The 16,959-nt window shown below is 55.9% G+C and carries 16 protein-coding genes and 1 pseudogene; 11 read left to right on the top strand and 6 right to left on the bottom strand.

Features of this window, described 5'->3' with window-relative positions; all coding sequences use genetic code 11:
* Positions 1-9: 9 nt before the first annotated feature.
* Positions 10-1,632, bottom strand: a complete 1,623-nt coding sequence (groL, locus tag OVA00_RS39250; protein ID WP_112772451.1) for a chaperonin GroEL — start codon at positions 1,630-1,632, stop codon at positions 10-12.
* A 170-nt stretch (positions 1,633-1,802) separates the two neighbouring features.
* Between groL and OVA00_RS39245 the strand changes: the two genes are divergently transcribed.
* A complete protein-coding gene (locus OVA00_RS39245; protein ID WP_112772450.1) occupies positions 1,803-2,609 on the top strand; it encodes a universal stress protein in 807 nt (268 codons plus the stop codon).
* 27 nt (positions 2,610-2,636) lie between these two features.
* Positions 2,637-3,641: a hypothetical protein gene (locus OVA00_RS39240; RefSeq protein ID WP_268091170.1), complete on the top strand. Its 1,005-nt coding sequence runs from the start codon at positions 2,637-2,639 to the stop codon at positions 3,639-3,641.
* On the opposite strand, the gene OVA00_RS39235 is transcribed toward OVA00_RS39240, so the two are convergent.
* The 3 genes from OVA00_RS39235 to OVA00_RS39225 all read right to left on the bottom strand — a co-directional run bounded on the left by OVA00_RS39235 (position 3,624) and on the right by OVA00_RS39225 (position 5,866).
* Positions 3,624-4,598: a ribose-phosphate diphosphokinase gene (locus tag OVA00_RS39235; RefSeq protein WP_268091082.1), complete on the bottom strand. Its 975-nt coding sequence runs from the start codon at positions 4,596-4,598 to the stop codon at positions 3,624-3,626. The genes OVA00_RS39240 and OVA00_RS39235 overlap by 18 nt on opposite strands.
* 643 nt (positions 4,599-5,241) lie before the next feature.
* Positions 5,242-5,400 carry a helix-hairpin-helix domain-containing protein gene (locus OVA00_RS39230; RefSeq protein ID WP_181529584.1) on the bottom strand — a complete coding sequence of 53 codons (159 nt, stop codon included), beginning with the start codon at positions 5,398-5,400 and terminating at the stop codon, positions 5,242-5,244.
* A 46-nt stretch (positions 5,401-5,446) separates the two neighbouring features.
* Complete coding sequence (locus OVA00_RS39225; RefSeq protein ID WP_112772447.1) at positions 5,447-5,866, bottom strand: DUF3775 domain-containing protein; 420 nt, start codon at positions 5,864-5,866, stop codon at positions 5,447-5,449.
* A 283-nt stretch (positions 5,867-6,149) separates the two neighbouring features.
* Here OVA00_RS39225 and OVA00_RS39220 point away from each other — a divergent pair, with 283 nt between their 5' ends.
* The 4 genes from OVA00_RS39220 to OVA00_RS39205 all read left to right on the top strand — a co-directional run bounded on the left by OVA00_RS39220 (position 6,150) and on the right by OVA00_RS39205 (position 11,794).
* Positions 6,150-7,712 carry a bifunctional aminoglycoside phosphotransferase/ATP-binding protein gene (locus OVA00_RS39220; RefSeq protein ID WP_268091081.1) on the top strand — a complete coding sequence of 521 codons (1,563 nt, stop codon included), beginning with the start codon at positions 6,150-6,152 and terminating at the stop codon, positions 7,710-7,712.
* 27 nt (positions 7,713-7,739) lie between these two features.
* On the top strand, positions 7,740-10,376 hold the full coding sequence (gene mgtA, locus OVA00_RS39215; protein WP_268091080.1) for a magnesium-translocating P-type ATPase: 2,637 nt from the start codon (positions 7,740-7,742) through the stop codon (positions 10,374-10,376).
* Positions 10,377-10,417: 41 nt separating this feature from the next.
* Complete coding sequence (locus tag OVA00_RS39210; RefSeq protein ID WP_268091079.1) at positions 10,418-11,290, top strand: NAD(+)/NADH kinase; 873 nt, start codon at positions 10,418-10,420, stop codon at positions 11,288-11,290.
* A 291-nt stretch (positions 11,291-11,581) separates the two neighbouring features.
* Positions 11,582-11,794, top strand: a complete 213-nt coding sequence (locus tag OVA00_RS39205) for a hypothetical protein (RefSeq protein ID WP_268091078.1) — start codon at positions 11,582-11,584, stop codon at positions 11,792-11,794.
* A 126-nt stretch (positions 11,795-11,920) separates the two neighbouring features.
* Here the strand turns inward: OVA00_RS39205 and OVA00_RS39200 are convergent, their stop codons facing one another.
* On the bottom strand, positions 11,921-12,442 hold the full coding sequence (locus OVA00_RS39200) for a universal stress protein (RefSeq protein ID WP_268091077.1): 522 nt from the start codon (positions 12,440-12,442) through the stop codon (positions 11,921-11,923).
* Positions 12,443-12,909: 467 nt separating this feature from the next.
* Positions 12,910-13,203 (bottom strand): hypothetical protein, encoded by a 294-nt coding sequence (locus OVA00_RS39195; RefSeq protein ID WP_268091076.1) that lies wholly within the window; start codon positions 13,201-13,203, stop codon positions 12,910-12,912.
* Between the two features lie 345 nt (positions 13,204-13,548).
* Between OVA00_RS39195 and OVA00_RS39190 the strand changes: the two are divergent.
* The 5 genes and pseudogenes from OVA00_RS39190 to OVA00_RS39170 form a co-directional block, all read left to right on the top strand.
* Positions 13,549-13,704: pseudogene (locus OVA00_RS39190) on the top strand (CBS domain-containing protein); the annotation flags it as partial.
* 114 nt (positions 13,705-13,818) lie between these two features.
* On the top strand, positions 13,819-14,232 hold the full coding sequence (locus OVA00_RS39185; RefSeq protein ID WP_234824533.1) for a CBS domain-containing protein: 414 nt from the start codon (positions 13,819-13,821) through the stop codon (positions 14,230-14,232).
* A 12-nt stretch (positions 14,233-14,244) separates the two neighbouring features.
* Positions 14,245-15,180: a 1-phosphofructokinase family hexose kinase gene (locus tag OVA00_RS39180; RefSeq protein WP_268091075.1), complete on the top strand. Its 936-nt coding sequence runs from the start codon at positions 14,245-14,247 to the stop codon at positions 15,178-15,180.
* Positions 15,181-15,523: 343 nt separating this feature from the next.
* Entirely contained in the window at positions 15,524-15,865 is a 342-nt protein-coding gene (locus tag OVA00_RS39175; protein ID WP_112772438.1) for a DUF5335 family protein, read from the top strand.
* A gap of 70 nt (positions 15,866-15,935) precedes the next feature.
* Positions 15,936-16,931: a zinc-dependent alcohol dehydrogenase family protein gene (locus OVA00_RS39170; RefSeq protein WP_112772437.1), complete on the top strand. Its 996-nt coding sequence runs from the start codon at positions 15,936-15,938 to the stop codon at positions 16,929-16,931.
* The last annotated feature ends 28 nt before the right edge of the window (positions 16,932-16,959 follow it).

Here is a 16,959-nt window from a genome sequence, read left to right as displayed (position 1 = left end):
GGTGTGCGACTACGCTTGCATGCCAGCATCGACCGGGGCATCCTTTGCCGACTCCGGAAGCTCTGTCATGGTGGCTTCAGTCAACAATAGAACGCTTGCGACTGACACGGCATTTTCAAGCGCCACACGGACGACCTTTGTCGGATCGATTATACCGGCTAACATAAGGTCGACATATTCCTTTCGTCCGGCGTCAAACCCAAAATTGCCCTCCGCCTCCATCATCTTCGATACAACGACCCCGCCGTCGGTGGAGGAGTTCTCGGCGATTTGGCGCGCTGGAAGCTCGAGCGCGCGCTTAAGGATCTGAACGCCCGTGCGTTCGTCGCCTTCGCATACCCTTTCCTCTGCCGCTACGGCATTAATGCACCGCAGAAGGGCGAGCCCACCTCCAGGCAGAATGCCTTCGGCCACCGCCGCCTTGGTCGCGCTGATCGCGTCATCGAGCGCCTCCTTCTTCGCCTTGAGTTCTGCCTCTGTCGCCGCGCCCGCCTTGATGACGGCAACCCCGCCCGAGAGCTTTGCCAGCCGCTCCTCAAGTTTATCTCGATCGTAGTCGCCCGTCGTCGTGGAGATCTCACGCCTAATCTGTTCGGCTCGGGCGTGAATCGCCTTCTCGTCTCCCGCCCCGCCAATAATTGTCGTTGTATCCTTCGTGATAACTACGCGTTCTGCGCGACCAAGCTGTTCCGGAGTGACAGTTTCCAGCTTGATGCCCAGCTCTTCGGAGATCAACTGACCACCAGTCAATATCGCTATGTCTTGAAGTAGCGCTTTTCTTCGATCGCCGAAACCGGGTGTTTTCACCGCGCAATTTCGAAGTGTTCCGCGCATCTGGTTGACGATCAGCGTGGCCAGCGCTTCCGTCTCGACGTCCTCGGCGATGATCAGCAAGGGTGTCGCGGATTTGGCGATGCTCTCGAGCAGGTCAACGCAATCCTTTAGCGATGTAATTTTGCGATCGAAAAGCAAAATGACCGGGTTGTCGAGTGCCACTTCCATTCGTTCCATGTCGGTGACAAAGTAGGGCGAAAGATAACCACGATCAAACTGCATGCCTTCGAGCACATCAAGGACCGTCTCGGTTGATTTGGATTCCTCGACACTGATGACACCCTCGTCGCCGACTCGTTCCATCGCTTCCCCGATAAGTGTTCCGATGTGCGTGTCGTTGTGTGCCGATATGGTCGCCACCTGCTCCTTCTCACGTTTCGAAGATACCGGGCGCGAATTTCGCTTCAGTTCGGCGACGGCGGACTTGAGGGCTCGGTCCAGACCGCGTTTGATATCGATGGCGCTTGCGCCAGCCACGACGTTGCGCAGACCGTCTGCGAAGATTGCATGGGCAAGAATGGTCGATGTGGTCGTGCCGTCGCCGACGATTTCGCCGGTCTTTTCTGCCGCCTGTCTTAACATCCGTGCGCCGAGATTTTCCTCTGGGTCTTTAAGATCGAATTCCTTGGCGATGGTGACGCCATCGTTACAAACGATCGGCGAACCCCACTTTCTCTCAATCAAGACCGCCTTGGACCGAGGTCCGAGTGTAACCCGAACCGCATCGGCAAGTTGAGCGGTTCCCTTCAGGATCTTCTCGCGCGCAGCTGAGTGGAAAAGGACTCTTTTGTGCGCCATGGCTCCAATTCTCCGTTCACTTATATTTAACACGCAAGCGGGGGAGCCAACCTTGATGAGCGTCAAAGACATCATAGCAGCGCATAGCCCCCTTTTGACGGCGGTCAAGGCAGGGCCAGTCGATCAGTGCTTTTATAAAACCACCGGACTATTAAAGTGGGGTCGTAGCGATGATCTACAACACGATACTGGTGAGCTTGAGCATGCACGAAAGTGTTTCCAAGCAGCTGAAATTTGCGCGTGACGTCGCGTCGCGCTTCGAAGCGACACTCGTCGGTTTCGCTGCCGGTGACATTCGCATTATAACGGCGGCCCCGCCGGGGGTGATCATGGATGATGAATTCATGCGCCTTGAAGCCATAGATATCGAACGTCGCTTGGAGACGCTCAAAAAAGAATTCGAGGAGGAAGAAGGAGGCATGGATCAGCTGCGGACACGAGTTGGTGATCCAACGAAGGAACTTGCGGCTGCTGCTCGGTTGGGTGACCTCGTTATCGCAGGCATGTCGCAAGTGGGTAGCGAGTACGTTGATATCGGCGAACTCATCCATTCGGCGGGTCGCCCCGTCCTCATCCCACGAGCCGATCTTGAGCCGCTGGCAGCGCATAAGGTCGTGGTCGCCTGGAAAGATACGCGCGAGGCTCGGCGCGCCGTAGTCGATGCGATGCCGTTCCTCGTTCATGCTCGTGAGGTCCTTGTCGCCTCAGTCGAGGATCAAGGAAGGCATCACGCCTTGGAAACACTCAACGATGTTGTTCGCCACCTGATCCATCATGGTGCAAGAGCCCGTGGAGAGATCTTCAGCTGCAATGCTCCTTCAGACGGCGAGGCTCTCATCTCGATCACCAAGCAATTTGGTGCGGACCTGATTGTTTCGGGAGCGTATGGCCATAGTCGCCTGCGCGAGTGGCTGGTCGGAGGCGTTACCCGCTCGCTGTTGCGTGAAACCACCCTCAATCGTTTGATGTCATCGTGATCTGGCAGGCGGTGAGAAACAGTGACGATGTTGTCCGCGCTAAATGTGAAAGTTCGCTTTCTTAGCAACCCGGCATCGTTTCCAGATCCACCGCAGCGCATCGTGGTCAGTGAGACACACATGTCGTGGGTATTCATGGCCGACGACTGGGTGCTAAAGCTCAAGAAACCAGTCAAGCGACCCTTCCTCGACTTCAGTACCATTGAGGCTCGCCACTTCTTCTGTTGCGAAGAAGTCCGACTTAATCGTCGATTAGCCTACGAAACCTATCGAGGAGTAAAGCCACTTTATGCCGATCTTTCTGGCAACCTGAATTTTGAGGAACGGGGAAGCGTTGTCGATTGGCTCGTCGAGATGAGACGGCTTCCGGAGGGCGATATGCTTGATCATCGGATCAAGAAGCGCGACCTTACACCGACGGAGCTGTTTGATGTCGCCGATAAGCTCGTGCGCTTTTACGCGCAATGTCAGCCGCAGACGGCCGATGACTATGTTCGCAACCTTCTGGAAGAGCACGACCGTACACGCAAAATTTTGTTGCGACCGGCATTCGAGTTGGTGACCGGCAATATTCCTGCCTTGATCGAAGATGTCACTTGGGGTTTGCAGCAGATGCGTTCAACGATCGAGGAGCGTATCAAAATGGGGAACCTGGTAGAGGGACATGGCGATTTGCGACCTGAACATATCTGTCTCGCCAGGCCCCCCCAAATCATTGATTGCCTGGAATTCAACCGGGCCATGCGCCTCATCGATCCGTATGATGAAATTAGCTATCTTGCTCTGGAGTGTGAAGCTCTTGGTGCCGACTGGGTAGGACCGACTTTCCTTTGCGCTCTGGAACGCACGTTTGGAAATCGTCCCTCTGACCGACTGTTGGCTGTGTATGGCGGTTTTCGAGCTATGCTGCGAGCAAGGATCTGTCTAGTTCATCTTCTTGAAACGCCATTGCGCGAGCCTGACAAATGGAGGCCACTGGCCCTCACCTACCTCGAGATTGCGAAAGCCCGAATGTCACGCTTCGTCATTTGAGAGTGTGAAAGGTGAGGCGCCGGCGTGAAGGCGTAGAACCGCTTCGGAAAAGAGCGGTGTGCTGCCGATGACCTCTACGCAGTTGCGCAGAACGTCATCGGGTATATGGAACGGCGAGGCTGAGTCCGTTACAATTGTTTTATTGATTGCAGGATGAGCTAGAACTGCCTCGCAGCCGCGGTCAAACAGCGCATGGGTTGCCAGGGCATACACGGCATAGGCATTCCGCTGGCGGCAGGCCTCAGCCGCTCTTAACATCGTTCCGCCTGTCCCGATGATATCGTCGACGATAAAGACGTTCGCTCCTTTCACGTCCCCTGCAAACAGGTGACCCGAGACGACGCCGCCGCTACGACGCTTTTCCATGACCGCGAGTTGTGCTTCGTTGCCAGAAAGATACTCATAGTCTTCTTTCAATAGTTGCGCCCGTTTAATTCCTCCAGCGTCGGGAGATAGGATGACCACTCGTTCGGAGCCGGCGCGCTTGGAAATGATCCTGCTATAGAGTTTGCGTGCGTCAAGGTGAACCGTTGCGCAACGGAAGGCATTCTGAAATGCCGCCAGGTTGTGGACGTCCAGCGTTACGACCACGTCTATCCCGGCCGCCTCGAATAGCTGTGCCACATAGCGTGTCGTCACTGGGTCGCGTGACTTGGTCTGTCTATCCTTGCGCGAGTAGGCTAGATAAGGAACGACAGCGCTTACACGTGACGCCCCGTGTTCGCGGCACGTGGCCGCGAAGAACAGGAGCTTGCAAAGCTTGTCATTTACTGAGTCTTCCGGCGAACCATTCAAGCTGTGCACGATGAAGACATCTTTGCCACGCACGCTGACAAGCGGGCGGGCCTTGTGCTCTCCGCCTTCGAAATCGCGTTCTTCGTGCTCTGAGAGCGCGATCTGAAGATCGTCGGCAATAGCTCTCCCAAGCGCCATTGTTCCCTTGAGTGCGAAAATCATCATAGTCGTCAGAATAATCCATCGCTTGCGGACGCTCATTGACCGCGGTCAAGGATGCAAGATTGTTTATGTTGAAGGCTCCGCTTATCCTGATGGGGCCGGATCGCCCGAGCAGCCTGTCTGCTGCGCGCCTTCCATCGCACGACGCGCTTTCCCACGAGCGCGCCTTGCGTGATAGTCGTCACCACGCTCCGTCCCTCAGGTTCGACGTCGCGTTGTTGGTAGATAACCACCCAGTCTTTCGTCTTTCCCAGCTTTGTCGGCACGCCTGCTGTTGGAAAAGAGTACGGTGAAATGCCATTCACCCACCGTCATATGCATGATCGGGAGCCAGGCTTCATGTGACGGGTTGAACCGTTTGGGCGCTATCAGACGCAGCGAACCGGCAGTAGACCTGTCACGGTATGCCCGATCGACTTCCAATAAGACAGGTGGCTTGCTCGACTTTGTCCAAAGTCGTGGCGCGGGTTGCCTTGTGATGCGCTCAGCCAGCTTGGCAGCAATCATTTTCCTGCGTCAATGCCCTTCTGGGAGGTCGCCGAAATATATTGCGTGCTCCAAATCTTCCAAGGTTTCAAGCGTTCCATCTACCGCCAAGGCTCCTGCTTGATGGCGCCCGCGATTGCTTCTCCGCGACCGGGCGTTAAAGCCTGGCAACAATGTCGGAGGCACGGCGATAGGCACTGACGCCCTCCTCCCCCTGCCCGTCGAGAAGATCGGCATGTTCGCGTAGTTTTTCCGCTATCATTACGTTGTCGCCAAGTCGCTGGTCCCATGGGTCCGGGTTGATCTTTCTCGCCACGAAGTGCTCCTGAACGTCGATCCGCAAACATGTCCCTTCCTAAAAGTTAGAGATGTCCCCGTTCATAGTCCTGGCAGGACTCTCCGAACTCAGCCATTGCCTCTTCAAGATAGTCCGCAAGTAGCGGTGTTCCGATCAAATAGGCGGCCGTATGTTGATTGTGGGCCGCAGCGGCTTCGGCGCGAATTCGTTCCCAGTCTTCCACCGTGTCGTCGCCACGACCGAGCCAGCAAAGAGCGACAAGGTCGATCTGCTCGTCCTCGTTCATGGCGGAGATCGTGCTCTCCAACTCGGATTCGACGGGGTCGTCGGGTTGGTCTTCGAGTACGGCGATCATGCCGTCGTCCGTCGCATTGGATGCAGGGCCAATTTCCGAGACAACGTCCTTCGCGTCGAACTCGCGCGCCTTGATGATGAGATAGCAGACAGAGTCGGGGGAGATCGACAGGTTCCAGGTTGCGCTCATCTGATTTTCTCCGGTTTTCAGATACACTTCATTGTCGGCTGTCTTCTTCGACGCTTAACGCGTCTCATTTTCCGTCGGCCACAATTCGAAATGCTGAAGTCATGATCGCAGCCTCGCGATTGAGCGCCTTGATGACCGTCAAAGTAGTCGGGTCTATCAGGGAAGAACTATTGATCAGCGTCAACGCAACAGCGACGCAGGGCGTGCACTATAGTGCGAAGTCTTTGGTGCCCGAGGGTACGGCTGATGCTTCAAGCCGCCTGTCGCCAATCAAGGAGGTAACATGCTTGTTCAAGATCAGACCGATGTCATAGCATTTTTAGGCGACCGTCACACGTACGGAAGCGATAGTGTCGAACACATCGAGACACACATCTCGCATGTCTTTCTCGCGCGCGATCGAGCTTTCAAGATGAAGCGAGCCGTCAAGTTGCCCTACGTCGATTTTTCGACGCCGGAGTTGCGGCTGAGAGCCTGCCAAAGGGAGGTCGAGCGGAATGGGGCAACAGCTCCGGGTCTGTATCTCGGCGTGCGAACGATTACGCGCGACCAGACGGGCAGACTTCACTTTGGTGACGGCGATCTTGTCGAGCCGGTCGTCGAGATGGTTCGCTTCGACCAGGACGCTCTATTCGATCGAATGGCCGTGGGGAGACGACTGGACGAAAGATTGCTGACGCAGGCGGCCCGCATGATCGCCCGCTATCATCATGTTGCACCTGTCGTTCATCATCTTTCGGGATCGGCAAACATCAGTGCTGTCCTTGCCATCAATAGGGCTGGCTTTGGCACCAGCCGCGTCTTCGATGAAACCGAAGTCACCACGATCGCTCGGCTTTTCGAAGACGCGCTGAGAGAGAATGGGACAATGCTTGATCGTCGAGAGGCGTCCGGCAAAGTCAAGCTCTGTCATGGGGACCTGCATCTGCGGAATATATGTCTGTTCGGCGAACAGCCTCGATTGTTCGATTGCATAGAATTCAACGATCAGATCGCCACGGTCGACACACTCTATGACCTGGCATTCTTGCTGATGGATCTATGGCACAGAGGGTTCCCTCAATTTGCAAACCTGGTCATGAACCGCTACCTTGATGACTCCGATGACGAGGATGGTTTTGTGCTCCTGCCATTCTTCATGGCTATAAGGGCCGCCGTTAGAGCTCACGTGATCGCTACCCAGGCGGCCGAAGACGCAAATGCGACACAACTCGTTTTGGAGGCACGTTCCTACTTTACGCTCGCGCATTCACTTCTCACCAAGGTTCCGCCGCGCCTCATCGTGATTGGAGGCTTCAGTGGCTCCGGCAAGACGACTGTAGCTGATGCTTTGGCCGGCCGGCTCGGCGCCCCCCCGGGTGCACGCATCATTGAAAGCGACCGCATTCGCAAGGCATTGTACGGGGTCCCGCCCGAGGTACGTCTAGACGCGGATGCCTACCGCGCGGATGTATCGGACAAGGTCTACTGCGAGATAGCTCGCAGAACCGTGGAAATAGCGAAGGCCGGCGGTTCTGTTGTCGCAGATGCGGTGTTCGACCGCTCAGACAAGCGCAAACTCATGGAAGTTGCGGCCAAGGTTACAGGTGTGCCGTGCGTGGCGGTCTGGCTGGAGGCCGGAGTGCAGGTCCTTCGCCACCGCGTTGCCAGCAGGCATGAGGGACCTTCCGATGCGGATTTGCACGTCCTGGCTCGGCAGATATCTGGCGGGCAGAAGCCGCTCGCCTGGCGCGTGATAGACGCGGAGCAGCCAGTTGACGAAATTGTTCGGGAGATCCTCGAGCCTGAGAAGGTCACGCAAGCTGAGGAAACGGGTCGGGGTCCGCCGCAGCCAGACCTTAGATAAACAAACTGGTAAGAGCGAACTGAAAAGATGGAAACGCGGCTTCAAACGGACGCGGATCGTGCGCCCCGCACTTTCTTGCAGCCGGATATTGATGGGGACATTCGGTCCGGCTTCTGGGCAAAACCCGCGCCAGAGGTCATGAGGCTTCTTGGAACGCTTCCGAAGGGCTTGTCGTCGACACAGGCACACGAGCGATGGGAGCGTTACGGGCCAAACGTGCTGGAGGCCCCCGCCACCGCGAAAGCGCTTCGGACCTTCGTTTCCCAGTTTATGAGTCCTCTCGTTCTAGTATTGGTCATCGCGGCCGCCATCGCCATGTTCGTTGGCGACATGCAGGATGCAGTGATTATCTGGGTCATCGTAGTTTTTACCTGCATCCTCTCATTCGTCCAAGAATACAGGGCGTCTGGCGCCATGGAGCGCCTGAAGCGCACCATCGCCCGGACAGCGATAGTATTGAGAGAAGGATCGGAAGACACCGTTCCGGTCGACGAACTCGTCCCCGGTGACATTATCCGTCTTGAGGCAGGTAGTCTCATTCCAGCAGACAGCATCGTGATCAATGCGGTCGGGTTTGAGGTCGATGAGTCAATCCTGACGGGCGAAGCCTTTCCTGCTGCCAAGGCTGTCGGCGTATCGGCCATCGACGCGCCAATGGTCGATCGCTCGAATGTTCTGTTTGCCGGGACGTCAGCAAGGAGCGGATCGGCGAAGGCATTGGTAGTCAATACCGGCAGGCAAACCGAATTCGCCAAGATCGCTGTTGCGATCGAACGGCAGGAATCGGAGACGGATTTCGCACGGGGTATCCGCCAATTTGGCTACCTCATGGTGCAGGTCATGTTGACCATTGTTATCGTCGTTCTAGCGGCAAATGTGCTGCTGCAACGTCCGATTATTGATTCTCTGCTGTTCTCATTGGCGCTGGCGGTTGGCTTAACGCCTGAACTTCTGCCGGCTATCATCGCCGTCACTCTGGCGCGCGGTGCGCTAAGGATGGAAGAGAAAGGAGTGATCGTCCGGCGTTTGGCTGCGATTGAAAATCTTGGGAGCATGGACCTTCTATGCACAGACAAGACCGGCACGCTGACGGAAGGGGTGATCCGACTGTCAGCTGCGGTCGATGTGTCAGGTACCCCTGCGCATAGCGTCATTCAGTGGGCGGGCCTGAATGCGACGATGGAAACTGGTCTACCCAATCCGCTCGACGAGGCGATCAGGGCGTCAGTTGCCATCTCCGGCTTGGACTTGTCTGGTTTTACCAAGGTTTGGGAAGTCCCTTACGACTTTGCCCGCAAGAGGTTATCGGTCATTTGCCGCGATGCAGCCAATGCGAACACCGACCTTATGGTCTGTAAGGGCGCACTGACCAGCGTGATCGAGATATCGTCGTCGATATCATCGGGCGCTGAAACAAGGCCACTCAGCATCGATGATCGGGCTTCGATAGAAAGGCTCTACCGTAAATGGAGCGATGAGGGACATCGCGTCCTGGGAATTGCCATACGACAGTTTCAACACCGTCGCAGCTATGGCCGCGAAGATGAAGCCGACCTGACCTTTGTCGGGTTTCTTCTGTTTCAAGATACGCCGAAGCAGGGAGTGAGCGAGGTGCTCAAGGCGTTGGCACATAAAGGCGTGCGCACCAAAATAATCTCCGGCGACAATCGGTATGCCGTTTGCCATTTGGCCCGTGAGATCGGTTTGCCGCACCGCCACATTCTGGCGGGAAAAGAACTATTGCATCTGTCCGATGACGCACTGTTTGCGCGCGCCTCCAGAACCGACGTCTACTGCGAAATAGATCCTAACCAAAAGGAGCGGATAGTCAGGGCGCTCCGGCGTCGGGGCCACGTCGTCGGCTACCTGGGCGATGGCATCAATGATGCACCAGCCCTCAAGATGGCCGATGTTGGGGTCTCCGTCGAAAGTGCCGTCGATGTGGCCCGCGAGGCAGCCGACATCGTGTTGCTGCGAAAAGACCTGCGGGTGCTTCTTACCGGTATTGACGATGGGCGACGCACCTTCGTCAATACCATGAAATACATATCCATCACGACCAGCGCAAATTTCGGAAACATGATCAGCATGGCCTGCGCCTCGCTGTTCTTGCCGTTTCTCCCGCTCCTGGCCAAACAGATTTTGCTGAACAATTTTCTTTCCGATATACCTGCCCTTGCGATCGCCGGAGACAGTGTCGACAAGGAATTGACGGAGCGGCCTCCACAATGGGATATCGCAGATATCCGGCGTTTCACTTTTACATTTGGACTAACGAGTTCTTTCTTCGATCTTCTTACCTTCGCATTCTTGATCTGGGGCGTCCACGCATCTTCGGCTATTTTCCAGACTGCCTGGTTCGTCGTGTCTCTTTTGACTGAACTTGGAATCATTGTGATAATACGCACTCGAAGGCCGGCCTGGAAAAGCGCACCAAGCCGCGCGCTGCTGGTTCTAACAACGATCGTTGCCGCCCTTGGCCTCCTGCTTCCCTATCAGACTGTAATCCCAGTATTCGGTTTCGTGCCTTTGCCGATGTCCGTGTTAGGGGGCGTCATCACGATTACGGTTATCTATATGGTTTCGTGCGAGACGCTAAAGCACCTTTTCATCAAGCATCGACATTTCAGGGTACGCGCCATGAAGATGCGGGTCGTTCCGTAATGTCAACGATCCAGCGGTTTGCGTAACCCATAACGTGACTGATGACGGCCTCGGTGGGACGGCGACAGTTTAAAAGTGGACGAAATGCGCGCATCCTGCTTGAAATCAAAATCTCGCTACGGGGCTTGGCCATGAAGATTGCGTTTCTTGCTTCCCCGAGACCAGGTGCACAGGAAGCGCTTGAGGAGCTCGTCCGGCAATATGGTCAAAGCACCATTGCTGAGGCCGACTATGTCATAACGTTAGGTGGCGACGGCACCTTTCTGAAGGCGCTTCATGCACTGCTCAATGTCGCGGTCAAACCGGTTTTTCCAATGCGCACCCACGGCTCCATCGGGTTTCTTTGCAATCCGTTGAGAATGTCCGATCTCGGGGATCGGCTGTACAGTGCCGTTCAAATTGAGTTGCCGGTGCTGCAAGCCACTGTTGAACGAGTGGACGGTCAACAAGAAACGCTGTTTGCAATCAATGAAATTGTCCTTGTTCGACAGCGGCTGCAACAGGCGCGTTTCAAGCTGACTGTAGACGATGGAAATGCCACTATGACGCTTGCGGGAGACGGTTTGGCGCTGGTAACCCCAATCGGGAGCACAGGCTATAATTTTTCGTTAGGCGGTCCGCGCCTTCCTCTCGGCTCGCAACTCTTGGTCCTGACAGGCATTGCGGTTGCACATCGCAACCCGTGGCATCGTGCAGTACTTACTGACCAAATCACCCTGGACGTCGATATTGTCGAGGCAGAATACCATCCCGTTCGAATTGAGACCGCCATCGAAGCCATACCTGATATCCGAAAGGCCCGCCTGTCTTGCAACGGCAACCGCAAGACCAAACTTCTTCTGGAACAGGACGTGTTGAATGAGCTCACCGCATTCTCTGGGCAATTTCTAGAATACCATAAGCGCCCATTTTGATTACCATCAATGCCATTTTGCCTGGGCCGAGCACCTCGACCACACAGGAAATCGGACCATGAGAAGCGACACGACATTAAAACAAGATATGATCGATGACCTCGAGTTCGAACGTTCGAACCGAGCATCGATGCAGCCGACATCGGAGTAGCTCCTGACTGGGCCATGTCGCGACATATAGTCAGAAGATTTCGCTTGAAGACGTCGTTCGACGGATCAAAAGCATGCGCAGGAGATGGAGGTAGGCCCCTGCACCAATGTTGCGGCCGCCGAGAGCGCTACCCGCGCGCTTTGCTCGGCGTCACGAATCTGATCGAAATCAAACCGCGTGCGATCGCTTCTGACGAGGGCATTGAAGAAGCCTTGAGACGAAATGGGGAGACTGAGGCACGTGGCATCATCAAAGTAGATATCTTTGATGGTTGCAGGGTCACGTTGGCGGGGGGCATTCCTGGTCTGAGCGAAGGGCCGCACGACGTGCCGCCTGGTCCGCCGCCGCTGTAATGGTTGTCGACGATCGGCCAATAGGTGGTTAGCACTGGCTTGGGCTTGGCGCCTTCACCTGACACATTCATTGCCCTCCGCTTGTCGCCGGGTTGCTCGGTAGTGTCCGAATACTTCGTGCATTCTTCACCTGACGACGAGAACGGAGCAATGGGCATGTTGCGCAATCTTTTGCGATACGCTTCCGACCAGCAGGCCCTTCAGCCTTCCCAAGCCGCGACTTCCCACTACGATCAGGTCTGCTCCGATCTGCTCGGCAGTCGCCAGAATGGTCATCGCATAATCCCCCACCTCTACCCGCGTATCCACAAGAGTAGCCCCCAGACTGCGCGCACTTTCTGCTGCATCTTCGCTAATACGCTCAGCCAAAAGCCCCATCAACTGACCGACATCTCCTTGATAGGCAAGCATCAGGTCATTCATCGTTTCGGGCATTTGCTGAAGATGAGGCGCAACCTGTGATGATAGACGAAACGCAAGGCTCTCACCTTCGGCGAAACGGCTCGCCTCTTCGGCTCTCAGCCCATGAAAAAGAACATGAAGGATCGTCAGACGCGCGTCAAAAGCTCTAGCGATATTTGCAGCAAGCGCCACAGCCTCACTTGCCTTGCCTGAGCCATCCGTTGCCACCAGAATCTGCTTCACCATGTGATCCTCCCGGCCAATTTCTCGCATTTCCGAGATGAGTGTGCTTGACCGCCATCGATAGGCGATTCGATCCAACCGTGATCGCCTAAGACCGCCTGTCTGTTCTTTTGCGATATAACATGACGCAAATATTTTACCGTTGTTGCGACTTGATGTACGCGACGAGATCGGCGATCTCCGAGCGTGTTAAAGATAAATTGGGCATGCGTGAGTGTTCGGGCGCGGACAAGAATTCCGAAAGTCTGTTTTCGTTTAGTCCCGGAGTTCGATTGATCTCGGAAAATGGCGGGGCCGTGTCTGATCCACGCACTTGTCCCATCGTAACGACGTGGCATTCATTGCACCACTGAGCGGCGATGGCGCGACCGCGATCAAGATCGGCTGCAGCACTTTGATCACTATGCAGTAGATAGATCGCAGCGACGCTGAGTAGACGGGTTCGCTTGATCACAAGGGTCGCCAACATTTCACATCACTGCCCCTGCCGCCAAGTTGCCGACAAGAAGTCTTTCATCATCGTGAAGACGCTTTGCGGCCTTTCGCATGGCGGTTGAGCCAACCTCCACCATACGCGTGCCTTCTCTGAAGTAGCTGACGAATGCGTTCTGCAAAAATTGGCACCAGACGTCGAACAGGTCTTCGGCTTGACCTGGCGTCTGACAATCTTCGAGTAAGTGCAGATGGCTCTCGAGGCGGGTTTCCAGGAACCTCAATACGCCCATCTGATAACGAAGGTTTGTCTCGATCGCTGCGGCTTGCATTCGCCCAAACGCCCATAGCATGCTCGCTCCTTCGTTCGATGAGACGAGTGACGGTAAGGGGGTCCAGAAAGCTGGGTTCTCCACATCTCTATTTGTTCGCTGCATGCGTGTTGCTCCGCCTGACGTCGGTGTAAGTTGGGTTCACGTTTCCGAAGAGTGTTCAAGTGCGGGAACGCCAACACCAAAATTAGACTATCGAAACCGTCGCCTGCGTCATTGATGCCGATCAATGCCGTCAATTCGTCGCGGTTCGAAATCTTTGGTCTCGATTTGACTGGCGTCAAACCCATTCGCCGGCGATTGAAGTAAGCTTTATGTGGTTTCGTCTTTCTTCGGGAGGCGTATATGCGCGCAGCGGATATAATGAGCCGGAAGGTTATAACCGTAAGCCCCGACCATAGTGTGCGGCATGCCGCACGGCTTATGCTCGATAACCGGGTTAGTGGCTTGCCAGTATGCGAGGATGACGGGAACCTCGTCGGTATGCTTACTGAAGGGGACTTGCTGCGACGCTCGGAGCTTGGAACAGCTGCACTAAGAAAGCTCAGTGGAAGCTCTTCACAGACAGATCCTGACATTTACATCAAGGGTCACAGCTGGCGTGTCGGAGACATCATGACGACCAGCGCGGTGACAGTGGATGCTGAAGCATTGGTCGATCATGTTGCTATGCTGATGGAAAACCATTCAATCAAGCGCGTACCCGTCATGCATGAAGGCCGTATCGTGGGCGTCGTTAGCCGTCGCGATATTCTCAAAGTGATCGCTGCGGCGAAGCCGGAACCTTCAGTCACAGGTGATGACGCCGTGAAGCGTGCAGTGTTGGCACGCTTGTCGTGCGATCTCGGTATTGAACAAGATGCGATCGAAGTGAGGGTCGAGAGGGGGATTGTCACGTTGTCCGGCAGTGTCGAAAGTGGCATCAAACGCTTGGCTGCTCGCGTCGCGGCGGAGGCGGCGTGCGGTATCGGTTGCGTGAGAAACGAGATACGTGTCGCAAGAAAGACGGACTGCGAGATCCCCGGCTAGGTGCGTTGAACGATGTCTATTCTCGCGATCGCGCTCAACCCTACCATCGATGTCTGGAGCCGTGCGACGCGCATTCATCCAACCGTCAAGGTGCGCACTCACGATGTGCAACAACGCCCGGGCGGCGGCGGGGTCAACGTCGCGCGCGTCATTGCAACTCTCGGAGGCAATGCAGAATTGATCGTTTTGGCGGGTGGTGCGACCGGGGCGATACTTAAGGACGCGCTCGCGGTAACAGCAATCCGCCTCCACCCCAGAACGATAGCTGGCGCTACGCGCATTTCCTTCATGGTGCGCGAAGAGGAGACTGGCCTTGAGTATCGTTTCGTACCTGAAGGGCCCGAGATTTGTGCAGATGATGTCAGCGCCGTCCTGGGGCTGGTTGACAAGTTCCAGGGAAACTATCTGGTGGCGAGCGGAAGCCTCCCGCGCAATGCGCCCGCCGATGTCTATGCCGAAATTGCCCGATGCGCGGCAAAGAAGGGTGCTAAAGTAATCCTCGACTGTCCCGGGGCGACATTGCGCGACACATTGGGCAAGGCTGTGTTCTTCCTTATCAAGCCGAGCCTTGAGGAGTTGGAAACTCTCGCCGGACATCGACTTGATGAAAATGGGGTGGCAAAAGCCGCATCGGCTTTGGTCAGGGACGGTGCTTCAGAGTTCGTCGCGGTCACCCTGGGCCGTGAGGGTGCGCTACTGGCCGGCGCTTTCGGCACCCTGCGAGTGCCATCCAAGCATGTCGTAGCCAAATCCACAGTCGGCGCCGGAGATAGCTTCATTGGCGGGCTTGTTTGGTTCCTGGAAGCGGGTGGGTCAATGGAAGATGCGTTTCGGTTCGGTATTGCTGCAGGGACGGCAGCGGTCATGGCTGCGGGAAGCGAGCTTTGCAAACGCCAGGATGTGTTTGACATCTATGGCGAGGGCTGGTTGCCGAAGGGTGCGGAATAGGTCAGCCGATTTGATCGGCGACAAAGTCGGATTTCGTCAGGTGGCGTACATTAATGGTCGCCCAAACGATTTCTTGCAGTTGCTGGACGGACTGGGGTGGAGTGATGACCATGCCTTACGGCTGCAACAGCCGTCGCGCCATATCCATTCGGTGCGTTTTGGCCGTGCATGTTCAAGACATCTATCGTGAAGCATTCAATCTCATTCGTCTCATGCAGGCGACCGGCACCAGGAAGAGGTTTCGCATCGAACTGCCTGGGGCGCCGTAACACGGAAACATGTGAAGGTCGGGAGCCGCTATTTTGCGCGCGCTGCTGGGGCCGCATCAACAGGAGCTATTGAAATGGCCAGTCGCGTATTACCTCGGTCCGAATGGCAGTCCTTTTTCGATCGCATGGCAAAAGCTCTTCGCGGAAAGCGGGCGCAGGTCGAAATTATCGGGCTTCGATTGGGCGACCAGATTCAGGCAAAGTCGGTCCCATTGCTCGGCATCACTTTCGATCCCAAGGATGATCTGGTCGAGATTGCTATGGAGGGCCTGGATCATCTCATTCACAAGCCGGCAAGCATAGCGGTACTCGAAGGGATCGATGGGCTTAGCGGCCTGGAGATCGTTGACTCGGAGCAACTGCGCCAAATCATTACACTCACGAACCCGCTCAGGCTTTCTGCGCCAACTGATTGATCCGGTGGCCGAGTTTGTCTGGCAGCCCCAGTTCAGATCGTCGTCACGAATTTCATAGCAGGTGAGGATGATGAAGGCGATGGTGCTTGAAAAACTTCGCACGCCGCTGGTGTTGAAGACCCTTGCCGACGCGCTGCCCGGCCCCTGCGAAATCCGGTTGCGTGTGGAAGCCTGTGCGGTCTGCCGTACCGATTTGCACGTGGTTGACGGTGAGCTCGAAAGTCCGAAACTCCCGCTGGTTCCCGGCCACGAAATCGTAGGGGTCGTCGAAACAGTCGGCGAGGGTGCCGATCCGTCTCTCCTTGGAAGCCGTGTTGGCGTGCCGTGGCTGGGCTTTACTTGCGGCCATTGCTTCTATTGCCGTGCCGGTCTGGAAAACTTGTGCGATAAACCGCTGTTTACGGGGTTTACACGCGATGGTGGGTTTGCAACACACGTCGTTGCTGACCAACGATTTTGCTTTAAGCTTGAGTCCACAGACGATCCTGTCGCTGTTGCCCCGCTTCTTTGCGCTGGTCTTGTTGGTTGGCGGGCACTGAAAAAGACAGCATGTGCAAAGCGTATCGGCCTGTTTGGTTTCGGTGCTGCTGCCCACATCATTACCCAGATCTCAATATGGCAGGGCCGTGAAATCTATGCTTTCACCCGGACCGGTGACGTTCAAGCCCAACGCTTCGCAAGCAGTCTCGGTGCAAGCTGGGCCGGTGATTCAAACGAAATGCCGAAGGCGTTGCTTGACGCTGCCATAATCTTCGCGCCAGTTGGCGAACTCGTCCCGACGGCGTTGCGCGCAGTGCGCAAGGGCGGGCGGGTGGTGTGTGGCGGTATACACATGAGCGACATTCCCCAGATGCCCTATTCGATCCTATGGGGGGAGCGTGAGGTCGTTTCAATAGCAAATCTGACGCGCGCCGATGCCCGCGAATTCTTCCCTATCGCCCGCAACGCCAAGGTTAAGACGCACACGGTTATCTATCCACTCGAAAGAGCGAACGAGGCCCTCGACGACCTCCGCCATGGCCGCCTGAACGGGGCAGCGGTGCTTGTTCCCTGGACTGGTAGATGATCGATCCGCAACTGTCTGAACAGCGGAA

Origin of the sequence: Ensifer sp. SL37, assembly GCF_026672675.1 — a bacterium.
GTDB lineage: Bacteria > Pseudomonadota > Alphaproteobacteria > Rhizobiales > Rhizobiaceae > Ensifer > Ensifer adhaerens.
This window is presented reverse-complemented; position numbering and strand designations above follow the sequence as displayed.

Coding starts and splice junctions, on each gene's coding strand:
- OVA00_RS39210 (WP_268091079.1), top strand. CDS start 10,418: ATGACGGCCTCGGTGGGACGGCGACAGTTTAAAAGTGGACGAAATGCG.
- OVA00_RS39180 (WP_268091075.1), top strand. CDS start 14,245: ATGTCTATTCTCGCGATCGCGCTCAACCCTACCATCGATGTCTGGAGC.
- OVA00_RS39170 (WP_112772437.1), top strand. CDS start 15,936: ATGAAGGCGATGGTGCTTGAAAAACTTCGCACGCCGCTGGTGTTGAAG.
- OVA00_RS39225 (WP_112772447.1), bottom strand. CDS start 5,866: ATGAGCGCAACCTGGAACCTGTCGATCTCCCCCGACTCTGTCTGCTAT.
- OVA00_RS39185 (WP_234824533.1), top strand. CDS start 13,819: ATGACGACCAGCGCGGTGACAGTGGATGCTGAAGCATTGGTCGATCAT.
- groL (WP_112772451.1), bottom strand. CDS start 1,632: ATGGCGCACAAAAGAGTCCTTTTCCACTCAGCTGCGCGCGAGAAGATC.
- OVA00_RS39220 (WP_268091081.1), top strand. CDS start 6,150: ATGCTTGTTCAAGATCAGACCGATGTCATAGCATTTTTAGGCGACCGT.
- OVA00_RS39240 (WP_268091170.1), top strand. CDS start 2,637: ATGTTGTCCGCGCTAAATGTGAAAGTTCGCTTTCTTAGCAACCCGGCA.
- OVA00_RS39235 (WP_268091082.1), bottom strand. CDS start 4,598: ATGATTTTCGCACTCAAGGGAACAATGGCGCTTGGGAGAGCTATTGCC.
- OVA00_RS39200 (WP_268091077.1), bottom strand. CDS start 12,442: ATGGTGAAGCAGATTCTGGTGGCAACGGATGGCTCAGGCAAGGCAAGT.
- OVA00_RS39175 (WP_112772438.1), top strand. CDS start 15,524: ATGGCCAGTCGCGTATTACCTCGGTCCGAATGGCAGTCCTTTTTCGAT.
- mgtA (WP_268091080.1), top strand. CDS start 7,740: ATGGAAACGCGGCTTCAAACGGACGCGGATCGTGCGCCCCGCACTTTC.
- OVA00_RS39245 (WP_112772450.1), top strand. CDS start 1,803: ATGATCTACAACACGATACTGGTGAGCTTGAGCATGCACGAAAGTGTT.
- OVA00_RS39195 (WP_268091076.1), bottom strand. CDS start 13,203: ATGCAAGCCGCAGCGATCGAGACAAACCTTCGTTATCAGATGGGCGTA.